The sequence below is a fragment of the Nocardioides hungaricus genome (genome assembly GCF_054782915.1).
The window spans coordinates 59,202-74,417 of the sequence record NZ_BAAGRO010000056.1 but is presented as its reverse complement, the minus strand read 5'-3'; the positions used below and the strand labels follow the sequence as shown (position 1 = coordinate 74,417).

General features: G+C 70.3%; 19 protein-coding genes. 17 read left to right on the top strand and 2 right to left on the bottom strand.

All coding sequences use genetic code 11. The features are described from left to right. The first annotated feature begins 49 nt into the window (after nucleotides 1–49). The 5 genes from ACYVKX_RS20655 to ACYVKX_RS20635 all read left to right on the top strand — a co-directional run bounded on the left by ACYVKX_RS20655 (nucleotide 50) and on the right by ACYVKX_RS20635 (nucleotide 2,848). Nucleotides 50–502, top strand: a complete 453-nt coding sequence (locus tag ACYVKX_RS20655; RefSeq protein ID WP_460835571.1) for a TlpA family protein disulfide reductase — start codon at nucleotides 50–52, stop codon at nucleotides 500–502. A 236-nt stretch (nucleotides 503–738) separates the two neighbouring features. After that, entirely contained in the window at nucleotides 739–1,191 is a 453-nt protein-coding gene (locus ACYVKX_RS20650) for a DUF4395 domain-containing protein (RefSeq protein WP_460835569.1), read from the top strand. 47 nt (nucleotides 1,192–1,238) lie between these two features. Next, on the top strand, nucleotides 1,239–2,087 hold the full coding sequence (locus tag ACYVKX_RS20645) for a sulfurtransferase (RefSeq protein WP_460835568.1): 849 nt from the start codon (nucleotides 1,239–1,241) through the stop codon (nucleotides 2,085–2,087). Continuing rightward, nucleotides 2,087–2,383 carry a DUF1416 domain-containing protein gene (locus tag ACYVKX_RS20640; RefSeq protein WP_460835567.1) on the top strand — a complete coding sequence of 99 codons (297 nt, stop codon included), beginning with the start codon at nucleotides 2,087–2,089 and terminating at the stop codon, nucleotides 2,381–2,383. Before ACYVKX_RS20645 ends, ACYVKX_RS20640 begins: the two co-directional genes overlap by 1 nt. Nucleotides 2,384–2,425: 42 nt before the next feature. Beyond that, on the top strand, nucleotides 2,426–2,848 hold the full coding sequence (locus ACYVKX_RS20635) for a hypothetical protein (protein ID WP_460835566.1): 423 nt from the start codon (nucleotides 2,426–2,428) through the stop codon (nucleotides 2,846–2,848). Here ACYVKX_RS20635 and ACYVKX_RS20630 read toward each other — a convergent pair. Both ACYVKX_RS20630 and ACYVKX_RS20625 read right to left on the bottom strand, forming a co-directional pair. After that, on the bottom strand, nucleotides 2,845–3,093 hold the full coding sequence (locus ACYVKX_RS20630) for a hypothetical protein (protein WP_460835565.1): 249 nt from the start codon (nucleotides 3,091–3,093) through the stop codon (nucleotides 2,845–2,847). The genes ACYVKX_RS20635 and ACYVKX_RS20630 overlap by 4 nt on opposite strands. Nucleotides 3,094–3,107: 14 nt before the next feature. Then, nucleotides 3,108–3,374, bottom strand: coding sequence for a hypothetical protein (locus ACYVKX_RS20625; RefSeq protein ID WP_460835564.1), 267 nt, complete (start codon nucleotides 3,372–3,374; stop codon nucleotides 3,108–3,110). A 122-nt stretch (nucleotides 3,375–3,496) separates the two neighbouring features. Between ACYVKX_RS20625 and ACYVKX_RS20620 the strand changes: the two genes are divergently transcribed. The 12 genes from ACYVKX_RS20620 (at nucleotide 3,497) to ACYVKX_RS20565 (ending at nucleotide 15,178) form a co-directional block, all read left to right on the top strand. Then, nucleotides 3,497–4,027 (top strand): hypothetical protein, encoded by a 531-nt coding sequence (locus tag ACYVKX_RS20620; RefSeq protein ID WP_460835563.1) that lies wholly within the window; start codon nucleotides 3,497–3,499, stop codon nucleotides 4,025–4,027. Continuing rightward, nucleotides 4,024–4,332 (top strand): hypothetical protein, encoded by a 309-nt coding sequence (locus ACYVKX_RS20615; RefSeq protein ID WP_460835562.1) that lies wholly within the window; start codon nucleotides 4,024–4,026, stop codon nucleotides 4,330–4,332. The genes ACYVKX_RS20620 and ACYVKX_RS20615 overlap by 4 nt, the downstream gene beginning before the upstream one ends. Next, nucleotides 4,329–6,098: an alpha/beta hydrolase gene (locus tag ACYVKX_RS20610; protein WP_460835561.1), complete on the top strand. Its 1,770-nt coding sequence runs from the start codon at nucleotides 4,329–4,331 to the stop codon at nucleotides 6,096–6,098. The genes ACYVKX_RS20615 and ACYVKX_RS20610 overlap by 4 nt, the downstream gene beginning before the upstream one ends. A 29-nt stretch (nucleotides 6,099–6,127) precedes the next feature. Next, nucleotides 6,128–6,628, top strand: coding sequence for a hypothetical protein (locus tag ACYVKX_RS20605; RefSeq protein ID WP_460835560.1), 501 nt, complete (start codon nucleotides 6,128–6,130; stop codon nucleotides 6,626–6,628). 882 nt (nucleotides 6,629–7,510) lie between these two features. Next, on the top strand, nucleotides 7,511–8,329 hold the full coding sequence (locus ACYVKX_RS20600; protein ID WP_460835559.1) for a sensor histidine kinase: 819 nt from the start codon (nucleotides 7,511–7,513) through the stop codon (nucleotides 8,327–8,329). Between the two features lie 213 nt (nucleotides 8,330–8,542). Beyond that, nucleotides 8,543–8,917, top strand: a complete 375-nt coding sequence (locus ACYVKX_RS20595) for a hypothetical protein (RefSeq protein WP_460835558.1) — start codon at nucleotides 8,543–8,545, stop codon at nucleotides 8,915–8,917. Between the two features lie 79 nt (nucleotides 8,918–8,996). Then, complete coding sequence (locus tag ACYVKX_RS20590; RefSeq protein ID WP_460835557.1) at nucleotides 8,997–10,727, top strand: DUF4012 domain-containing protein; 1,731 nt, start codon at nucleotides 8,997–8,999, stop codon at nucleotides 10,725–10,727. 195 nt (nucleotides 10,728–10,922) lie between these two features. After that, nucleotides 10,923–11,621 carry a TylF/MycF/NovP-related O-methyltransferase gene (locus ACYVKX_RS20585; protein WP_460835556.1) on the top strand — a complete coding sequence of 233 codons (699 nt, stop codon included), beginning with the start codon at nucleotides 10,923–10,925 and terminating at the stop codon, nucleotides 11,619–11,621. 5 nt (nucleotides 11,622–11,626) lie between these two features. Next, nucleotides 11,627–12,439, top strand: a complete 813-nt coding sequence (locus ACYVKX_RS20580) for a transketolase (RefSeq protein WP_460835555.1) — start codon at nucleotides 11,627–11,629, stop codon at nucleotides 12,437–12,439. Next, complete coding sequence (locus tag ACYVKX_RS20575) at nucleotides 12,436–13,359, top strand: transketolase family protein (RefSeq protein ID WP_460835554.1); 924 nt, start codon at nucleotides 12,436–12,438, stop codon at nucleotides 13,357–13,359. The genes ACYVKX_RS20580 and ACYVKX_RS20575 overlap by 4 nt, the downstream gene beginning before the upstream one ends. Beyond that, the gene (locus ACYVKX_RS20570; protein ID WP_460835553.1) at nucleotides 13,359–14,468 is read left to right on the top strand and encodes a DegT/DnrJ/EryC1/StrS family aminotransferase; all 1,110 of its coding nucleotides are present in this window, start codon (nucleotides 13,359–13,361) and stop codon (nucleotides 14,466–14,468) included. The genes ACYVKX_RS20575 and ACYVKX_RS20570 overlap by 1 nt, the downstream gene beginning before the upstream one ends. Nucleotides 14,469–14,524: 56 nt before the next feature. Further along, nucleotides 14,525–15,178 carry a sugar transferase gene (locus tag ACYVKX_RS20565; RefSeq protein WP_460835552.1) on the top strand — a complete coding sequence of 218 codons (654 nt, stop codon included), beginning with the start codon at nucleotides 14,525–14,527 and terminating at the stop codon, nucleotides 15,176–15,178. Nucleotides 15,179–15,216 lie beyond the last annotated feature (38 nt).

The following is a 15,216-nucleotide window of genomic DNA, read 5'->3' as shown; positions in this document are numbered from 1 at the left end:
CGGGTCGGCGCGCCGGAATGGCCGGCCGGCCGTCGTGGTTGTCGAGGACGTGAGCACCGGAGCCTGGGTCGTCGTCGCGGCCGTCGTGGCCGCGCTCGCGTTCGGCGGCTACCGGCTGCTCACCGACGGCCGGTTCCGCGGCACCCGGGCCGTCGGTGGTCGAGCAGCGAGCGCCAGCGAGCGTGTCGAGACCCCCTGGGCCCACGTCGCCGCCTCGGTCCAGGACGCCGAGCTGGGCCAGCGGGCCACGCTGCTGCAGTTCTCCTCGGCGTTCTGCGCGCCCTGCCGCACGACCCGGCGCACGCTGTCGGACGTCGCGGACCTGGTCCCGGGCGTCGTGCACGTCGAGGTCGACGCCGAGCGCCACCTCGAGCTGGTCCGCGCGCTCGGCATCCTGCGTACGCCGACCACGCTGGTGCTCGACGGCGGCGGCCGCGAGGTCACCCGGGCGACCGGCGCGCCGCGCCGGGAGCAGGTCCTCGCCGCCCTGGGGTGGGTCTGATGTCCATATCATGGACGCACTATCCGAATAGTGAGACGCCGATTGTGGGCGGCCGAGCCGGCTTCCCTAGTGTGTCCGTCATGTCCTCGACCATGCTGACCAGGCGCCGCGCAGTGGACCACTGCCGCATGCGCTCGTCGCTGTGTCGAATGCGCTGAGGCCGGTCACGCCCCACCGCATCCACGCGTCCGCGTGACCTGCAGTCCGTCCGTCGTCCCAGGACCCGCAGGAGAGACATGTCCACGATCACCACCGCCGCGCGCACCGGCGCCGGCATCGACCCGAGGGGTCCGCAGCTCGCCGCCGCGCTGACCTCCGCGGTCCTCGTCGCGGTGCTCCTGCTGGCGCCCGGCCCGGCCGCCGCCCTGCTGCTCGCCGCCCAGGCCGCCGTCTTCTCGGTCGGCGCGTCCCGCGGCGTGCAGCACACGCCGTACTCCTGGCTGTTCCGCACGCTCGTGCGGCCCCGGCTCTCGGCTCCGGCGGAGCTCGAGGACCCGGCCCCGCCGCGGTTCGCCCAGGCGGTCGGGCTGGCCTTCGCGCTGGCAGGGCTGGCCGGCCTCCTGCTCGGCGCGGACCTGCTCGGCCTGATCGCCACCGGCCTGGCGCTGGTCGCGGCCCTGCTGAACGCGGTGTTCCGGTTCTGCCTCGGCTGCGAGATGTACCTCCTCATCCAGCGCTTCGCGCACTGACCCCAGACCCCGCGCCCCTTCCTCGGCGCACAAGAAAGGTAGAGACCATGACCCGCGAGAGTTCCCTCGTCACCGCCCAGTGGGTGGAGGACCACCTGGACGACCCGAAGGTGGTGCTGATCGAGGTCGACGAGGACACCACGGCCTACGACAAGGGCCACATCAGGGGCGCCATCAAGCTCGACTGGACGACCGACCTGCAGGACCAGGTCCGCCGCGACTTCGTCAACCGGCAGCAGTTCGAGGCGCTGCTGTCCGAGCGCGGCGTCGCGAACGACGACACCGTCGTGCTCTACGGCGGCAACAACAACTGGTTCGCGGCGTACGCCTACTGGTACTTCAAGCTCTACGGCCACCAGGACGTCAAGCTCCTCGACGGCGGCCGCAAGAAGTGGGAGCTGGACTCCCGCGAGCTGACCGACGAGGCCCCGACCCGGGCGGCCACGTCGTACTCCGCCACCGAGCAGGACCGGAGCATCCGCGCGTTCCGCGACGAGGTCGTCGCCGCGATCGGGGCGCAGAACCTGGTCGACGTCCGCAGCCCCGACGAGTACGCCGGCCGGCTGCTCGCCCCGGCGCACCTGCCCCAGGAGCAGGCGCAGCGCGCGGGCCACATCCCGACCGCGGCGAGCGTGCCGTGGAGCAAGGCGGCCAACGACGACGGCACCTTCAAGTCCGACGAGGAGCTGAGGGAGATCTACACCGAGGCCGGCGTGGACTGGGAGAAGGACACCATCGCCTACTGCCGGATCGGGGAGCGCTCCTCGCACACCTGGTTCGTGCTCAAGGAGCTGCTCGGCCAGGCGAACGTGAAGAACTACGACGGCTCGTGGACCGAGTACGGCTCCCTGGTCGGCGTCCCGGTGGCCCTCGGCGACGAGCGGGGCGAGGCCTGATGTGCGGAGCAACCGAGGGCGGCCTGTCCCTCGACGGCATCGACGTCGCGAAGGAGGCGATCGTCCAGGGCCGGGTGGTCCGCGCCGGTGAGCCGGTGGGCAACGCCTACGTGCGGCTGCTGGACCGGACCGGCGAGTTCACCGCCGAGGTCCCGACCTCGGCGACCGGCCACTTCCGGTTCTTCGCCGGCGACGGCGAGTGGACCCTGCGCACTCTGGCCCCCAAGGCGGAGCCGGTGGACAAGAAGGTGCATGCCTCGGTCGGCACCGTCGCCGAGGTCGTCGTCTCGATCTGACCCGCCTGTCGGGGACCCATCCACCACTCGCTGCCCCGGGCTGTGAGCCTCGAGTTCGTCTGGCGCCACAGCCCGGATAGATCGGCCACCCATGGTAGCGACGGTTCGCCGCTAAACTCCACGGCCATGACCTCGCCGCAGACTGGCAATCGGGAGTTCCGCGACGAGGTCGTCACGATCTCCAGCCTCACCGTCGTCGCTCCGACGATCGAGGACTATCGCTTCGTCAACTGTCGGGTCGTCGGACCTGCCGTGCTCGGGATCGTCGACGGCGTCGTGTTCAACCATTGCCAGTTCGAGGGCGAGTTCAGCGCGTTCTTCTGGGAGGTCGACCCGAGCAGGAGGCCGTTGGTCATGGGTGCCGTCGGATTGAAGAACGTCGAGTTCCATAGCTGCTCGTTCCAAGCCGTCGGGATTGCCGGATCGCCCGAGTTCGGCGTGGAGTTCGAGAAGTCGTTCGGTTAGATGCGCCGCGCCGCCGTGAGCACGACGTGGTCGACGTCATGACGGACGTCGACGCCCGCTGAGGTAGTCCCGGACCCCTCCACCACGGCTCCGGAGCGCCCCGGTGCGATCCGGACCGCCCCGACGATCTGGTCGTGCCTGCGGCGGATCAGCGGCCGAGTGCCCACGGTGATGTCCCCGGGCTGATTGCCCTTGGCGAGAGCGCGCTCTCGTAGAACCTCGGGGGGAATGTAGTCCGGGTCCATGATCTCAGTATGCCTCACGGCCAAGGGGCCGGGTAGGCCGTGCCGAGGCGCCACTGCCCGGCCTCTTCGTCGACCGGATAGAGGCACACGAAAATCGTGCGGCGACCCGCGCGGCCCCAGACGTAGAGCCGGCGACCGCGGTCGGGATCCTCGTCGAAGTCGTAGTTCACGATCGAGCCGAGGGCTTCCTCGACGTCGTCGAGGGTGACCCGGTGCTCACTGTTGATCTTCCGCACGACATGGTCGCTGCCGGGATCCACGTCGAGGATCAGCAGGCCCACACCCGCGCACCCTACCGACGGACCGGCGTCTGCCGCCCCGAATCCACAGCTGAACTACGAGGCGTCCTCACCGGCGGAGAGCGCCGGAGTGTAAGACGACGACGCCTGGGTAGGGGCCGTCCGTGACGGACGAGGTACGCCGCGGTCCGGCCGTGGCCGCGCGGGTGGCGGCCGACCCGTTCTGGTCGGCGGTCCGCCGGCGCCACCCGGACCTGGACATCGTGCTGCTGCCGCCCGAGGGGCCGGCTCCCGAGAGACCGGCGCGGGAGGCGGGCGAGCCGCCGGAGCTCGACGAGCCGGCCGCGGCCGAGCTCGCCGCCGTGGAGGCCGAGTGGCTGTGGCGGGAGCTGGTCGGCGACCACGAGCCCGACGATCGGGCCAGCCGGTGGCTGCGCGAGGGCGGCGGCGTCGTACGCCGCGAGACGACCCTCCGGGCACGAGACGCCGATCCGGTCGCGGCCGTCGCCGCGGTCGAGCGGGCCGGCGCCACGCTGACCGATCAGGGCTGGCGGGTGGTCGCGCCGCCGGACGGGATGCCCAGGGTGCTCGCCGCCCGCGAGACCGAGGTGCAGCTCGTCTTCGCGCCCGCCGACGCCGTGCTGATGCTGCGGGTGCGCGGCGGTCGGGTCCGTCTGGGAGAGGCACCGGCGTGAGCACGCTGGGGGTCGAGCAGCCTGCGCTCGCGGCCGGCAGCGCGGACTGGCGCGCCCTGGCCGAGCTGATGACCGGCTCCTCCCGTGAGCTGGGCGACCAGTCGACGGCCGGGTTGGCGTCGAGCGTGCAGGGCGCCGCGGCGTCGTTCCTGGCCGCCTGGTCGGGGTACGCCGAGGAGAGCGCCGCCATCGCCACCGGGTTCGCCGACGCACTCGACGCGGCGGGGCGGGACTTCTGGCGCACCGACCAGGGTGCCGGTGAGGAGCTCACCGACCTGGACGGGCGGCTGGGGCCGCGTCGATGACCGTCACCGTCGACGTACCGCCCTCTCAGCCCGAGATCCGCCGGCCGGAGGGCGAGCCGAGTGGCGCGGACGCGCTCGCCGAGACGCTCTACACCGCGTCCGGCCGCTTCGAGGAGGTCGCCGACCGGGCCTCGCAGCTGCTGACGCTGAGCGGCTGGTTCGGCGCCGCCGCCGACGCCTATCGCGGCGCGACCTCGCGGGCCTCGGGCGAGCACACCGCGATGTCGCGGACGGTGCAGCGGGTCGGCCGCGCGGTCACGGCGTACGCCGACACGCTGCGCGACCTGCTGGCCACCTGGCGGCAGCTGACCGACCGCAAGCGGGTGCTCGACGACCGCCGCGCCGCCCTGCTCGCCGACATCGCGGCCACTGCGGAGGCCACGCCCGAGGCGGTGGCGGCGCTGCGGCAGCGCGCGACCGAGCTGGGCGCCGACTACGGCGAGCTGGTCGCCGACCACGACGACCTGCACCGGCGGGTGCGGGAGGCGGAGGACCTGCTGCGCCAGTCCTTCGAGGCCGGCACGTCCCTGGACCGGGCGCTCTCCGACGCCGGCGGCCTCCCCGCGATCGCCACCGACGCGATGGGTCGGCCGGGCGCGCCGGGGTCCGGGGCGTCGCCGCAGCAGGTCAGCGACTGGTGGGCGGGGCTGAGCGAGGCCGAGCGCGAGGCCGTCATCGCGGCGTACCCCCGCCTGGTCGGCGCCGCCGACGGCCTCCCCGCCGACGCCCGCGACCAGGCCAACCGGGTGCTCCTCGACGACGACCTGGCCACCCTGGCCGCCAAGGAGGAGGACGGCACGATCGGCGACGCCGAGCAGCGGGTGCTCGACAACGCGCGCACGGCGCAGGAGGCGCTCGCGAACGCCGACGGCTACGAGGACCCGATCACCGGCGAGCCGCTCGGCGGCCAGCTGTGGCTCTACGACCCGGGCGCCTTCGGCGGCGACGGCCGGGTGGCGGTGGCGGTGGGCGACCTCGACACCGCCGCCGACGTCGCGGTGTTCACGCCGGGCATCAGCACCGACATGGGCGACACGGTGCGCTACACCGACCAGATGATGAACCTCTACGAGGCCACCCGCTACAACGGCGACGGCTCGAGCGTCGCCACGATGTTCTGGCTGGGGTACGACGCCCCGGCCGGTCCCGTCGACCCGGCGACCCTCACCGAGGGGCGCGCCGAGGACGGCGGGCAGCGGCTGGCCGACGCGGTCGACGGGCTGCGCGCCTCGCGACCGGACGACCCGGCCCACCTGACGGCGGTCGGCCACAGCTACGGGTCGACCACCACGTCGTACGCCGCCGGCGACTTCGACCTCGCCGCCGACGACGTGGTGCTGATCGGCAGCCCCGGCGCCGGGCCGGCCGACCAGGCCTCGGACCTCGGCGTCGGGCAGGACCACGTCTTCGTCGGCCGCGACAGCCGCGACCTCGTCGCGACGCTCGGCGACGAGGGCTGGGTCGGCAAGGGCGGGCTCGGCCTGGGCACGGATCCGTCGTCGGAGGACTTCGGCGCCACCCGCTTCGAGGCCGAGAACGTGGACCGCAGCTGGGCCATCAACACCGGCGACGCCCACGGCTCCTACCTCGAGCACGACACCGAGTCGCTCTACAACATCGGCCTGATCGTCGACGGCCAGGACGATCGGGTCAACGCGGCCGACCAGAGCTACGACCCGTGGTACGGCCCGGCCGTCGACCCCGAGTGGGACCGCGACCCGAGCAGCGGCGTGCCGGGCGAGTCGCGCACCCGGGACCCGGGGTAGAGATGATGGGCCGAGATGATGGGGTCGCGATGAGGTGGACGAGACTGCTGACGATCCTGGGGGTGCTGATGCTCGCGAGCGCCGGCTGCGGCGACAGCGGCGGCGATCAGAGCGGCTCGCCGGGGAGCGCCCGGACCGGCGTCCAGGACTCCCTCCGCTCGGTGGCCACGGTCGCCGCCGACGCCGGCCTCGAGCTCACCGGCGCCACCGGCTCCTGGTCGGTGTGCAGCTCGAACCCGCCGCGCCTCAAGTACGCCGCCGGCGCCACCGCGACCCCATCGGGCCCCGTCGCCGACGCCGTCGCCGCCCTCACCGCCGCCCTCGAGCAGGACGGCTGGCAGGTCGACCGCTCCGGCACCGACCCCGAGCCCTACGCCACCCTGACCCGCGACGACCTCAGCGCCAGCCTCGCTGAGTCCCGGCGTGCCCCCGGCACCGTCTCGGTCGGCGTCACCGGCCCCTGCGTCGACACCACCGACGACCAGGACTCCCTCCTCGGCGACACCGACGACATCTCCCTCGACGGCTGAGGCGCGAGCGCGTGCCGGGGCCGCGGATCGGGTACGTCGCCCGCGTGCTTCGTCCGGGTGAGGAGACGACGGCGCGAGCCCGGTACGCGGTGTTCGCGGTCTGGCAGCTGCCCACGCTGCTGCTGGTCTCGGCGGTCGTGGCGGTGCTGTGGGCCGACCAGGCGGTGCCCCGTCCGTGGCTGAGCCTCGGCGTACCCCTGGTCGTCGTGGTCGTCGCGTCCGTCCTCGCGCTGGTGCTGCCGTGGGAGCGGTGGGCGGGCGGAGGCCGGATCGTGGTGCCGCTCCTCGACGTGGTCGGCGTGGTCGTCCTGGAGTTCGAGGGCGCCCAGGTGGCCCCCGAGATCTCGCTGCTGAGCGTGCTGCCGCTGATCTGGCTCGCCTTCGAGTTCGCCTGGGCGGGCGTGGTGGCGGCGCTGGTGGGTGCCGTCGTGGCCGGCGTCTATGCCGCCGTCGACGACCCCGCGCTCCCCGACGCGACAGTCGAGTGGCTCTCCGCGCTGTTGCTGCCGGGGGTCGCGCTCGCGCTGGTCGTCGTCGCCCAGCTCGCCGCGAACACGCTGCGCCGCAATCGCCGGCAGCTGCTCGAGAGGTCCCGCGACCTCGCGCTGGCGCTGCAGTCCGCGCAGGACCGGCTGGTGGTGGGGCGGGGCATCCTGGAGACCGTCGACGCCGCGCTCTGCTTCTACGACGCGCGAGGGCGCCTGGAGATGGCCAACCGGGTCGCGCAGGAGCTCGCGGTCCGCGGCGGGTTCCGGTTCGACGTCCCGCCGTACGCCGGCGACCTGGTCTGGCGGGCGGACCGGTCGACGCGGCTGGCGATCGACGAGCAGGCGGTGCCGCGCGCGCTCCGCGGCGAGGCCCATCCGGGCCGAGCTGCAGTGGGTGGGCGACCGGGCCGATCAGGTCGCGGTGGTCGTCAGCGTCCGCAGGGTGCTGCGCGAGGACGGCGGGCTCCTCGGCACGGTCGTGGCGGCGTGGGACGTCACCGAGCTCCTGGAGTCGGTGCGGGTGCGCGAGGAGTTCCTCGCCACGGTCTCGCACGAGCTGCGCACGCCGTTGACCTCGATCATCGGCTACGTCGAGATCGCGGAGGACGCGGTCGGCGAGGGCGACCACTCCCTGCGTCCGACGCTCGAGGTGATCGCCCGGAACGCCGAGACGCTCCTGGAGCGCATCTCGGCCCTCCTGAGCGCCTCTCCGACCAGCGAACTGGTGCTGCGCCGCGAGGACGCCGACCTGACCGCCTTGGTGGAGCAGGTGGTCGAGGAGGGGCAGCCGGCCGCCCGCGCCACAGGGCTCGCGCTGTCGGCCGACGCGCAGGGCGGCGTGCGCGCCCGGGTCGACGCCGCCCGGGTCAAGCAGGTGCTGGAGAACCTCGTCTCCAACGCGATCAAGTACACCCCCGACGGCAGCGTGATCGTCGGCCTCGCCCGCGAAGCCGGCGCAGCGGACGGCGAGGACGTCGTCCTGACCGTCGCCGACACCGGCCCCGGGATGAGCGAGGCCGAGCGCCGCCGCGCCTTCGACCGCTTCTACCGCACCGACGCCGCCCGCGGCAGCGCCGCCGGAGGCATCGGCATCGGCCTGTCGATCGTCTCCCAGATCGTGACCGCCCACGGCGGCCGGGTCTCCCTGGACCTCCGCTCCGGCGGCGGCACCCTGGCGACCGTCCGCCTCCCCCGCAGCCCCGTCGGTGGTTGAGGAAGGCGCGCCTGTCTCGAAACCACCGCTCCACCGGACCCGCCCCGGACGTGGCCCACCCGGACGCACGTCCATCACCCGATTGGGCAGGGTGACGCGACGGGTGATGTGCCCGTAGAGTGAGGGACTGGATTGTTGGCTGCGGCGCTCATGCGCTGAATGGGGAAAACGGACGTGAAGAAACTGATTATCGGCATGGTCTGGGCTGCGCTCATGGCCACTGGCCTGATCGGCATCTCCGCAAGCCCATCGGCTGCGGACTGCCCCTACACCGGCTGCGTGGCGACCGCCACGAACATCTTCGTGCGGGACACCGTGAAGCGAGGCAACCGTGCGAAGATCTGCGTCGCGGCGAACACCGGTGGCAACGGTCGGCCCAAGGGCCGGGTCAACATCCGCGTGGAGCGCTCGAAGGGCGGCTTCAAGTTCGTCGACTCCAAGCCGTACAACGACAACCGCGAGTGCTTCCGCACCGGCAAGCTGAACAAGCTCGGCAAGTACGTCGTGCGGGCGACCTTCGAGGCCAGGCCGGGATCGGTGTTCCGGGACTCCGACAACAACACGAGCTTCCGCGTCATCCGCCGCTGACCCCTTCGTCCGACTCCTTGATCGATGGCTCCGTCGTGAACGCGACGGAGCCATCGCCATGCTGTGACAGGATCGCGCCGTGACCGTTCGCCGCGTGCTCTGGGTCGTGCTCGCGCTGCTGGTGGTGGCGGCGGCCTACACCGCGTGGCTCGCCTGGCAGGTCCAGGGCGAGCTCCGGGGGGCGGAGTCGAGCGCCACCGCACTCCAGCAGGCGTGGCGCACGGGGGATGCTCCCGCTCGGGACGCCGCTGCCAGCGGCCTCGCGGAGCAGTCCGCCGCCGCCGCGGACCGCACGTCCGGCCTCTGGTGGCGCGCGCTCGGCCACCTCCCCCTCGTCGGCGACGACGTCGACGGCGTGGCGGCCATGAGCCGCTCGCTCGACGTGATCGCGCGCGACGCGGTCGCCCCGCTCGGCACGACGGTCGACGGGCTGGACGGGGTCGTGGCCGACGGCCGGGTCGACCTCGCCACGGTCGCCCGTCTGGAGGCGCCCGTGCAGGAGGCCCGCACGGCGCTCGACGAGGCCGAGAGCGAGCTGGCCGGGCTCGACAGCGACGGCTACGTCGGCGCCCTGCGCACCCGCTTCGACCGGTTCGCCGGCCTGGTGCACGACCTGCGCACCGGGCTCGCGTCCGCCGACAAGGCCATCACGGTCCTGCCGGCGATGGCGGGCGGCGACGGTCCAAGGAACTACCTGCTGCTCTTCCAGAACAACGCCGAGATCCGGGCCACGGGGGGGATGCCCGGCTCCTGGGCGCTCCTGCGCGCCGACAACGGCAGGGTCTCGATGGTCGACCAGGGCACGGCCGGTGACTTCCCCACGGCCGAGCGACCGGTCCTGCCGCTCTCCTCCGAAGAGGTCGCCGTCTACGGCAAGGAGCTCGGGATCTACTTCCAGGATCCGGGCTGGACCATGGACTTCCCCCGCGCCGCCGAGCTGTGGCGCGCGCACTGGGACCAGCGCTTCCCGGACACCCCGATCGACGGCGTCGTGGCCGTCGACCCGGTCGGCATGTCGTACCTGCTCGACGGCACCGGCCCGGTCACTGTCGGCGACGTCACCCTGACCCGCGACAACGCCGTCGAGGAGCTCCTCAACAAGCCGTACGTCGAGGCCGGCCCGGCCGCGCAGAACGCCTTCTTCGCGCAGGCCTCCCGGGCGATCTTCGACGCCGCGACCGGCTCCCTGGCCTCGCCGACGGCGTTCCTGGAGGGGCTCGACCGCGCCGCCGGCGAGGGCCGACTGCTGATCGCGCCGTTCGACGAGCAGGTCCGCGGCGAGCTCGCCGGCACGCGCGTCGAGGGCGCGCTCGCCGGCGACGACGGCGCCACGCCGCGGGTCGACATCGGTCTCAACGACCTCACCGGCTCGAAGATGTCCTACTACCTGCGCTATAACGCCGAGGTCGAGGCGATGGGCTGCCGGGCCGGGGTGCAGGACCTCGCCGGCACGCTGACGCTCAACCAGGTCATCTCCCCGAGCGAGGCGGCCCGGCTGCCGGTCTCCGTCACCGGCGGCGGCCGCTACGGCACCGACCCGGGCTCGCAGTACGTCATGGTGCGGATCTACGGCCCCTTCGGCGGCTCCATCGACACGGTGCGCCTGAACGGCCGCACCCTCGACCTGCCTCAACGAACGATCCTGGGACGACCTGTCGCGGTCGTCGATGTCCTGCTCTCGTCGCGCAGGGACGTAGTTCTCACCTGGGAGGGTACGACAGGGACCGGTCAGACGGGGGAGGGCCTGATCAGGACGACCCCGAGCATCGTTCCCGGAAGCGATATTAGAACTTTCGATAGCGCATGCTGAACTGGACGGGCGATGGGGGACCTTGGCGGGAGCCCAATGATTCCTATGCCCCAAGGGGTGAATCTGCTTGCTGTGCAACCCATCACTGCCTCTCCACAGAGTCGCACGGTACGGTCGGATCGTGAATGGACAGAACCGGTGACGGGCAGGCCAACGGACGCGCCAGGGTCGTTCTCGACGTCGGCGGAGCGTGAGGTGCCCGGGCGGATTGCCGAGGTGTTCGCCTCGAGCCCCGACGACCTCGCAATTCGCCTGGCGAATCTTCCGCGATATATGCGGCGGGCACACTTCACGCGTCTCGCAGCCCTCTACGAGCTGTTCAAGCTCACGCTTCCCGTCAAGGGATCGATCGTCGAGTGTGGCGTCTTTCGCGGCTTCAGCCTGATGACCTTGGCCCAGTTGAGCGCTGCCCTGGAGCCGACCAATCTGACGCGGCGAATCTACGGCTTCGATACCTTCAAGGGATTCCCGAGCGTCAGTGCTGCTGACGCGCCGGCCGAGACCGGGGTGCGGACGGGCGATCTCGCTGCCGACTCCCACACTGAGCTCAGCCATCTCCTCGAGATCTACGACACCGATCGCTTCCTCGGCCACGTCCCGAAGGTGAGCCTGATCAAGGGCGACGTGAACGAGACGATCCCGCAGTTCGTCGGCGAGAACCAGCACCTGGTCGTGAGCTTGTTGTTCCTTGATCTCGATCTCTACGAACCGACTGTGACAGCGCTGCGTAACTTCATTCCGCGGATGCCCAAGGGCGCCGTGCTTGCCTTCGACGAGCTCGACAATCCGATCTGGCCGGGGGAGACCATGGCTGTCCTGGAGGAGATCGGGCTCGGCGGGCTCGAGTTGCGCCGGTTTGAGTTCGACCCCTACATCGGGTATGCGGTGCTCTGACGGTAATGACTGATCTGACGCCCCCGGAGTTCGCGCGCCGGATCCGCCAGCACGTGCTGAGGATGACAAACCGGGGACGCAGTTCCCACGTTGCCTCCGCGCTCTCGATCGCGGACATCCTGGCCGCCCTGTACTGCGATGTGCTCCGTGTGGATCCCGCCGATCCTGCCTGGGTGGATCGCGACCGGTTCGTTATGAGCAAGGGCCACGCGGGGGCTGCTGTCTACGCGGCACTTGCCGAGGCAGGCTTCCTCGACCCCGCAACGTTGTCGCTGCACTACCAGAACGGCTCCACCTTCTCCGGTCACGTCAGCCATGTCGGGATATCAGGCGTCGAGCTGTCAACCGGATCGCTCGGGCACGGCCTCTCAGTCGCGACCGGGATGGCTTGGCGGGCGAGGTCCGTCGGCGCGCAGTGGCGGGCGTATGCGCTGCTCAGTGACGGTGAGTGCGACGAAGGAAGCACATGGGAGGCAGCGCTCTTTGCCGGCCACCACAGGCTGGCGAATCTGGTGGCTGTCGTCGACTACAACAAGTATCAGTCCCTTGCGACGACGGATGAGACTTTGACGTTGGAGCCCTTCGCGGACAAGTGGTCTGCGTTCGGCTGGGACGTCATCGAGGTGGACGGTCACGACACGACCGCACTGTCGTCGGCATTGGGGGTTGCTCCGGCGCAGACGAATCGCCCGCGATGCGTCATCGCGCACACGGTCAAGGGAAAAGGGGTGTCGTTCATGGAGAACAACGTCCTCTGGCACTACCGGCCGCCGTCCGACGAAGAGCTGGCAGTGGCGCTCGCGGAGGTAGGAGAGTGAGGTCAAGGTTCTTCGCCGACCTGCTCGAGGCGGCCCGAGCTGACCCCGACATCGTGTTCATCACGGGCGATCTCGGCTTCGGAGTGGTAGAACCGTTCGTCGAAGCCTGTCCCGAGCAGTTCGTCAATGCGGGTGTCGCCGAGCAGAACATGACCGGGATGGCCGCCGGAATGGCCTTGGCAGGAGCGAAGGTCTTCACCTATTCGATCGCGAACTTTCCGACGATCCGGTGTCTGGAGCAGATTCGGAACGACGTCGCCTACCACGGAGCCGATGTCGTCGTGGTCGGCGTGGGTGGCGGACTTGCCTACGGAGCCTTGGGGATGTCCCACCACGCCACCGAGGATCTGGCGATCATGAGATCGATCCCGGGACTCGCGGTCGCGGCACCGGGAGACCCGGAGGAAACGAGTGCGATCCTCGCAGATCTCGTCGCACACGGCGGTCCTGCTTACCTTCGCCTTGGCAAGGCAGGCGAGAGGACGGTGCACCGCACGCGGCCTGATCTCGCGCGCGGGCAGACCGCAACACTTCGCGTCGGGTCAGACGTCGCTCTGGTGTCGACGGGCGCGATGCTCCCGGTCGTGATGGATGCCGCCGACGACCTGGATGCGGCCGGCGTCTCGTCGACCGTCGTGTCTTCGCCGTGGATCGTGCCGTTCGACGAGGCAGCCATACGCCGGGTAGCGACGATGCACCGGCTTCTGGTCACGGTCGAGGAGCACACGATCTCAGGGGGACTCGGCGGGGCAGCTGCGGAGGTGCTGGCCGAGTCTGACTCCACCTGTCCGCTGATGCGGGTCGGAGTACCACACAAATTCAGCTCTGTGGTCGGCGACCAGGATTATCTTCGCGGCGTCCACGGGCTGACCCGGCAGAGCATCGCAGAACGAGTGATGAAACGGCTGGAGGACTCCTGATGGTTTGGCGGGTCAAGTTCATCGACTTCCCCCTGCAGTGGCAACAGCAGCGGGCGCACCTGCTGCCGCTCATCGACGACACGCTCGCTCGAGGTGACGTCATGCTGCGCCAGCAACTGGTCGATTTCGAGCGGAACCTGGCCGCCTTTGTGGGGACCAAGCACGGCGTAGGCGTCAGCAACTGCACGGACGGTCTCAGGCTGATCGCGCACTCGCTGGACATCGGACCGGGCGACGAGGTGGTGACCGTCGCGCACACGTTCATCGCGACGATCTCTCCGTTCGTGATGCGAGGCGCGAAGCCGGTGTTCGTGGACATCGGTGCCGATCAGTTGATGGACACCACCCAGCTCGAAGCGGCGGTGACCGATCGCACCAAGGTGATCATTCCGGTCCACCTGAACGGACGCACCGTCGACATGACCGAGGTTGTCAGGGTCGCGGACTCATGTGGGGCGACGGTGATCGAGGACGCGGCGCAGGCACTCGGTGCCACGATCGACGGACGTACAGCGGGAACTCTGGGCCGAGCGAGCACGTACTCGTTCTACCCAGCGAAAATGCTGGGTGCCCCGGGCGACGCTGGCGCAGTGCTGACCGACGACGACCAGCTCGCCGGCGATATCCACCGCCTGCGCGACCACGGCCGTGTCACCAAGACGGAGGTCGACGGCTGGGGATACAACTGTCGACTGGACAACCTCCACGCCGCCATCCTCGATTGGCGGCTGACCCAGCTGCCTGCTTGGATCGAGCACCGCCGCGCACTGGCTCAGGTCTACCACGACGGACTCAACGACATCGACGAGTTGGACCTTCCGGTCGGGCCCAGCCAGGACAGTCGACGGCGGGATGTGTACCAGAACTACACGGTCATGACCGATCGCCGAGACGAACTTGTCGAGCATCTCACCGGCGACGGGATCGAGGTCTTGGTCTCATGGCCTGTTCCCTTTCACAAGCAAGCCGGCGTCGGCCTCGACCACTGGTCTTTGCCCAACACCGAGAGGTTGAGTCGCCGAGTGGTCTCCTTGCCCATGAACGCGGAGCTGACGGTGGAGCAGGCCGAGATGGTGATTGCCTCTGTCCGAGGATTCTTCGAACGGTAGGTTTGCCTTCACGATCAGGGCGCGTCTTGGCTACCTGACCCAAACGGAGATCCAGCATGACGATGAAGGGCCGCGATTCCAGTCCGGCTGGCGACGGATGGTACTCGACAGGGAAACGCGTTCTGGACTTGGCGCTCACCGTTCCGGTAGCGATCGTGCTCAGTCCTGTAGCTGCACTGATCTCGTTGCTGGTCAAGCGCAGCGACGGAGGTCCAGTCCTCTACCGCGCCACCCGCGTCGGCCGCGACGGTGAGCCGTTCACGATGTTCAAGTTCCGGACGATGGTGGTGGACGCCGAGAGCAGTGGACCTTCGTCGACTGCCAACGACGACCCCAGGATCACCCGGGTGGGAGCGGCGCTTCGGCGAACCAAGCTCGACGAGTTGCCCCAACTACTCAACGTGCTCCGGGGCGACATGAGTCTGGTAGGCCCACGACCGCAGGTCGACTGGGACGTTGCCCGCTACACCGACGAGGAGCGGCGCCTGCTCACCGTGCGACCCGGTATCACTGACTGGGCCTCGATTCAGTTCTCGGATGAGGGGTCGATCCTCGAAGGCGAGGGAGACCCCGATGACGCGTACGACCGTCTCATCCGGCCTGGGAAGATCCGGCTGGGGCTCCAGTACATCGAGTCGGTTTCGTTCAGGACCGATGTTGCCATCTTGATCGCGACGCTCAGGGCAACGATGCCGAAGAGTCGGAGGTGAGGTGGGTGTACGAGGTCGTCACGCGCCTCATCGACCGA

What these genes read in the sequence shown, in the direction of transcription:
- ACYVKX_RS20645 (WP_460835568.1), top strand. Translation starts at nt 1,239, where the DNA reads ATGACCCGCGAGAGTTCCCTCGTCACCGCCCAGTGGGTGGAGGACCAC.
- ACYVKX_RS20565 (WP_460835552.1), top strand. Translation starts at nt 14,525, where the DNA reads ATGACGATGAAGGGCCGCGATTCCAGTCCGGCTGGCGACGGATGGTAC.
- ACYVKX_RS20650 (WP_460835569.1), top strand. Translation starts at nt 739, where the DNA reads ATGTCCACGATCACCACCGCCGCGCGCACCGGCGCCGGCATCGACCCG.
- ACYVKX_RS20580 (WP_460835555.1), top strand. Translation starts at nt 11,627, where the DNA reads ATGACTGATCTGACGCCCCCGGAGTTCGCGCGCCGGATCCGCCAGCAC.
- ACYVKX_RS20610 (WP_460835561.1), top strand. Translation starts at nt 4,329, where the DNA reads ATGACCGTCACCGTCGACGTACCGCCCTCTCAGCCCGAGATCCGCCGG.
- ACYVKX_RS20630 (WP_460835565.1), bottom strand. Translation starts at nt 3,093, where the DNA reads ATGGACCCGGACTACATTCCCCCCGAGGTTCTACGAGAGCGCGCTCTC.
- ACYVKX_RS20640 (WP_460835567.1), top strand. Translation starts at nt 2,087, where the DNA reads ATGTGCGGAGCAACCGAGGGCGGCCTGTCCCTCGACGGCATCGACGTC.
- ACYVKX_RS20595 (WP_460835558.1), top strand. Translation starts at nt 8,543, where the DNA reads ATGGCCACTGGCCTGATCGGCATCTCCGCAAGCCCATCGGCTGCGGAC.
- ACYVKX_RS20605 (WP_460835560.1), top strand. Translation starts at nt 6,128, where the DNA reads ATGAGGTGGACGAGACTGCTGACGATCCTGGGGGTGCTGATGCTCGCG.
- ACYVKX_RS20570 (WP_460835553.1), top strand. Translation starts at nt 13,359, where the DNA reads ATGGTTTGGCGGGTCAAGTTCATCGACTTCCCCCTGCAGTGGCAACAG.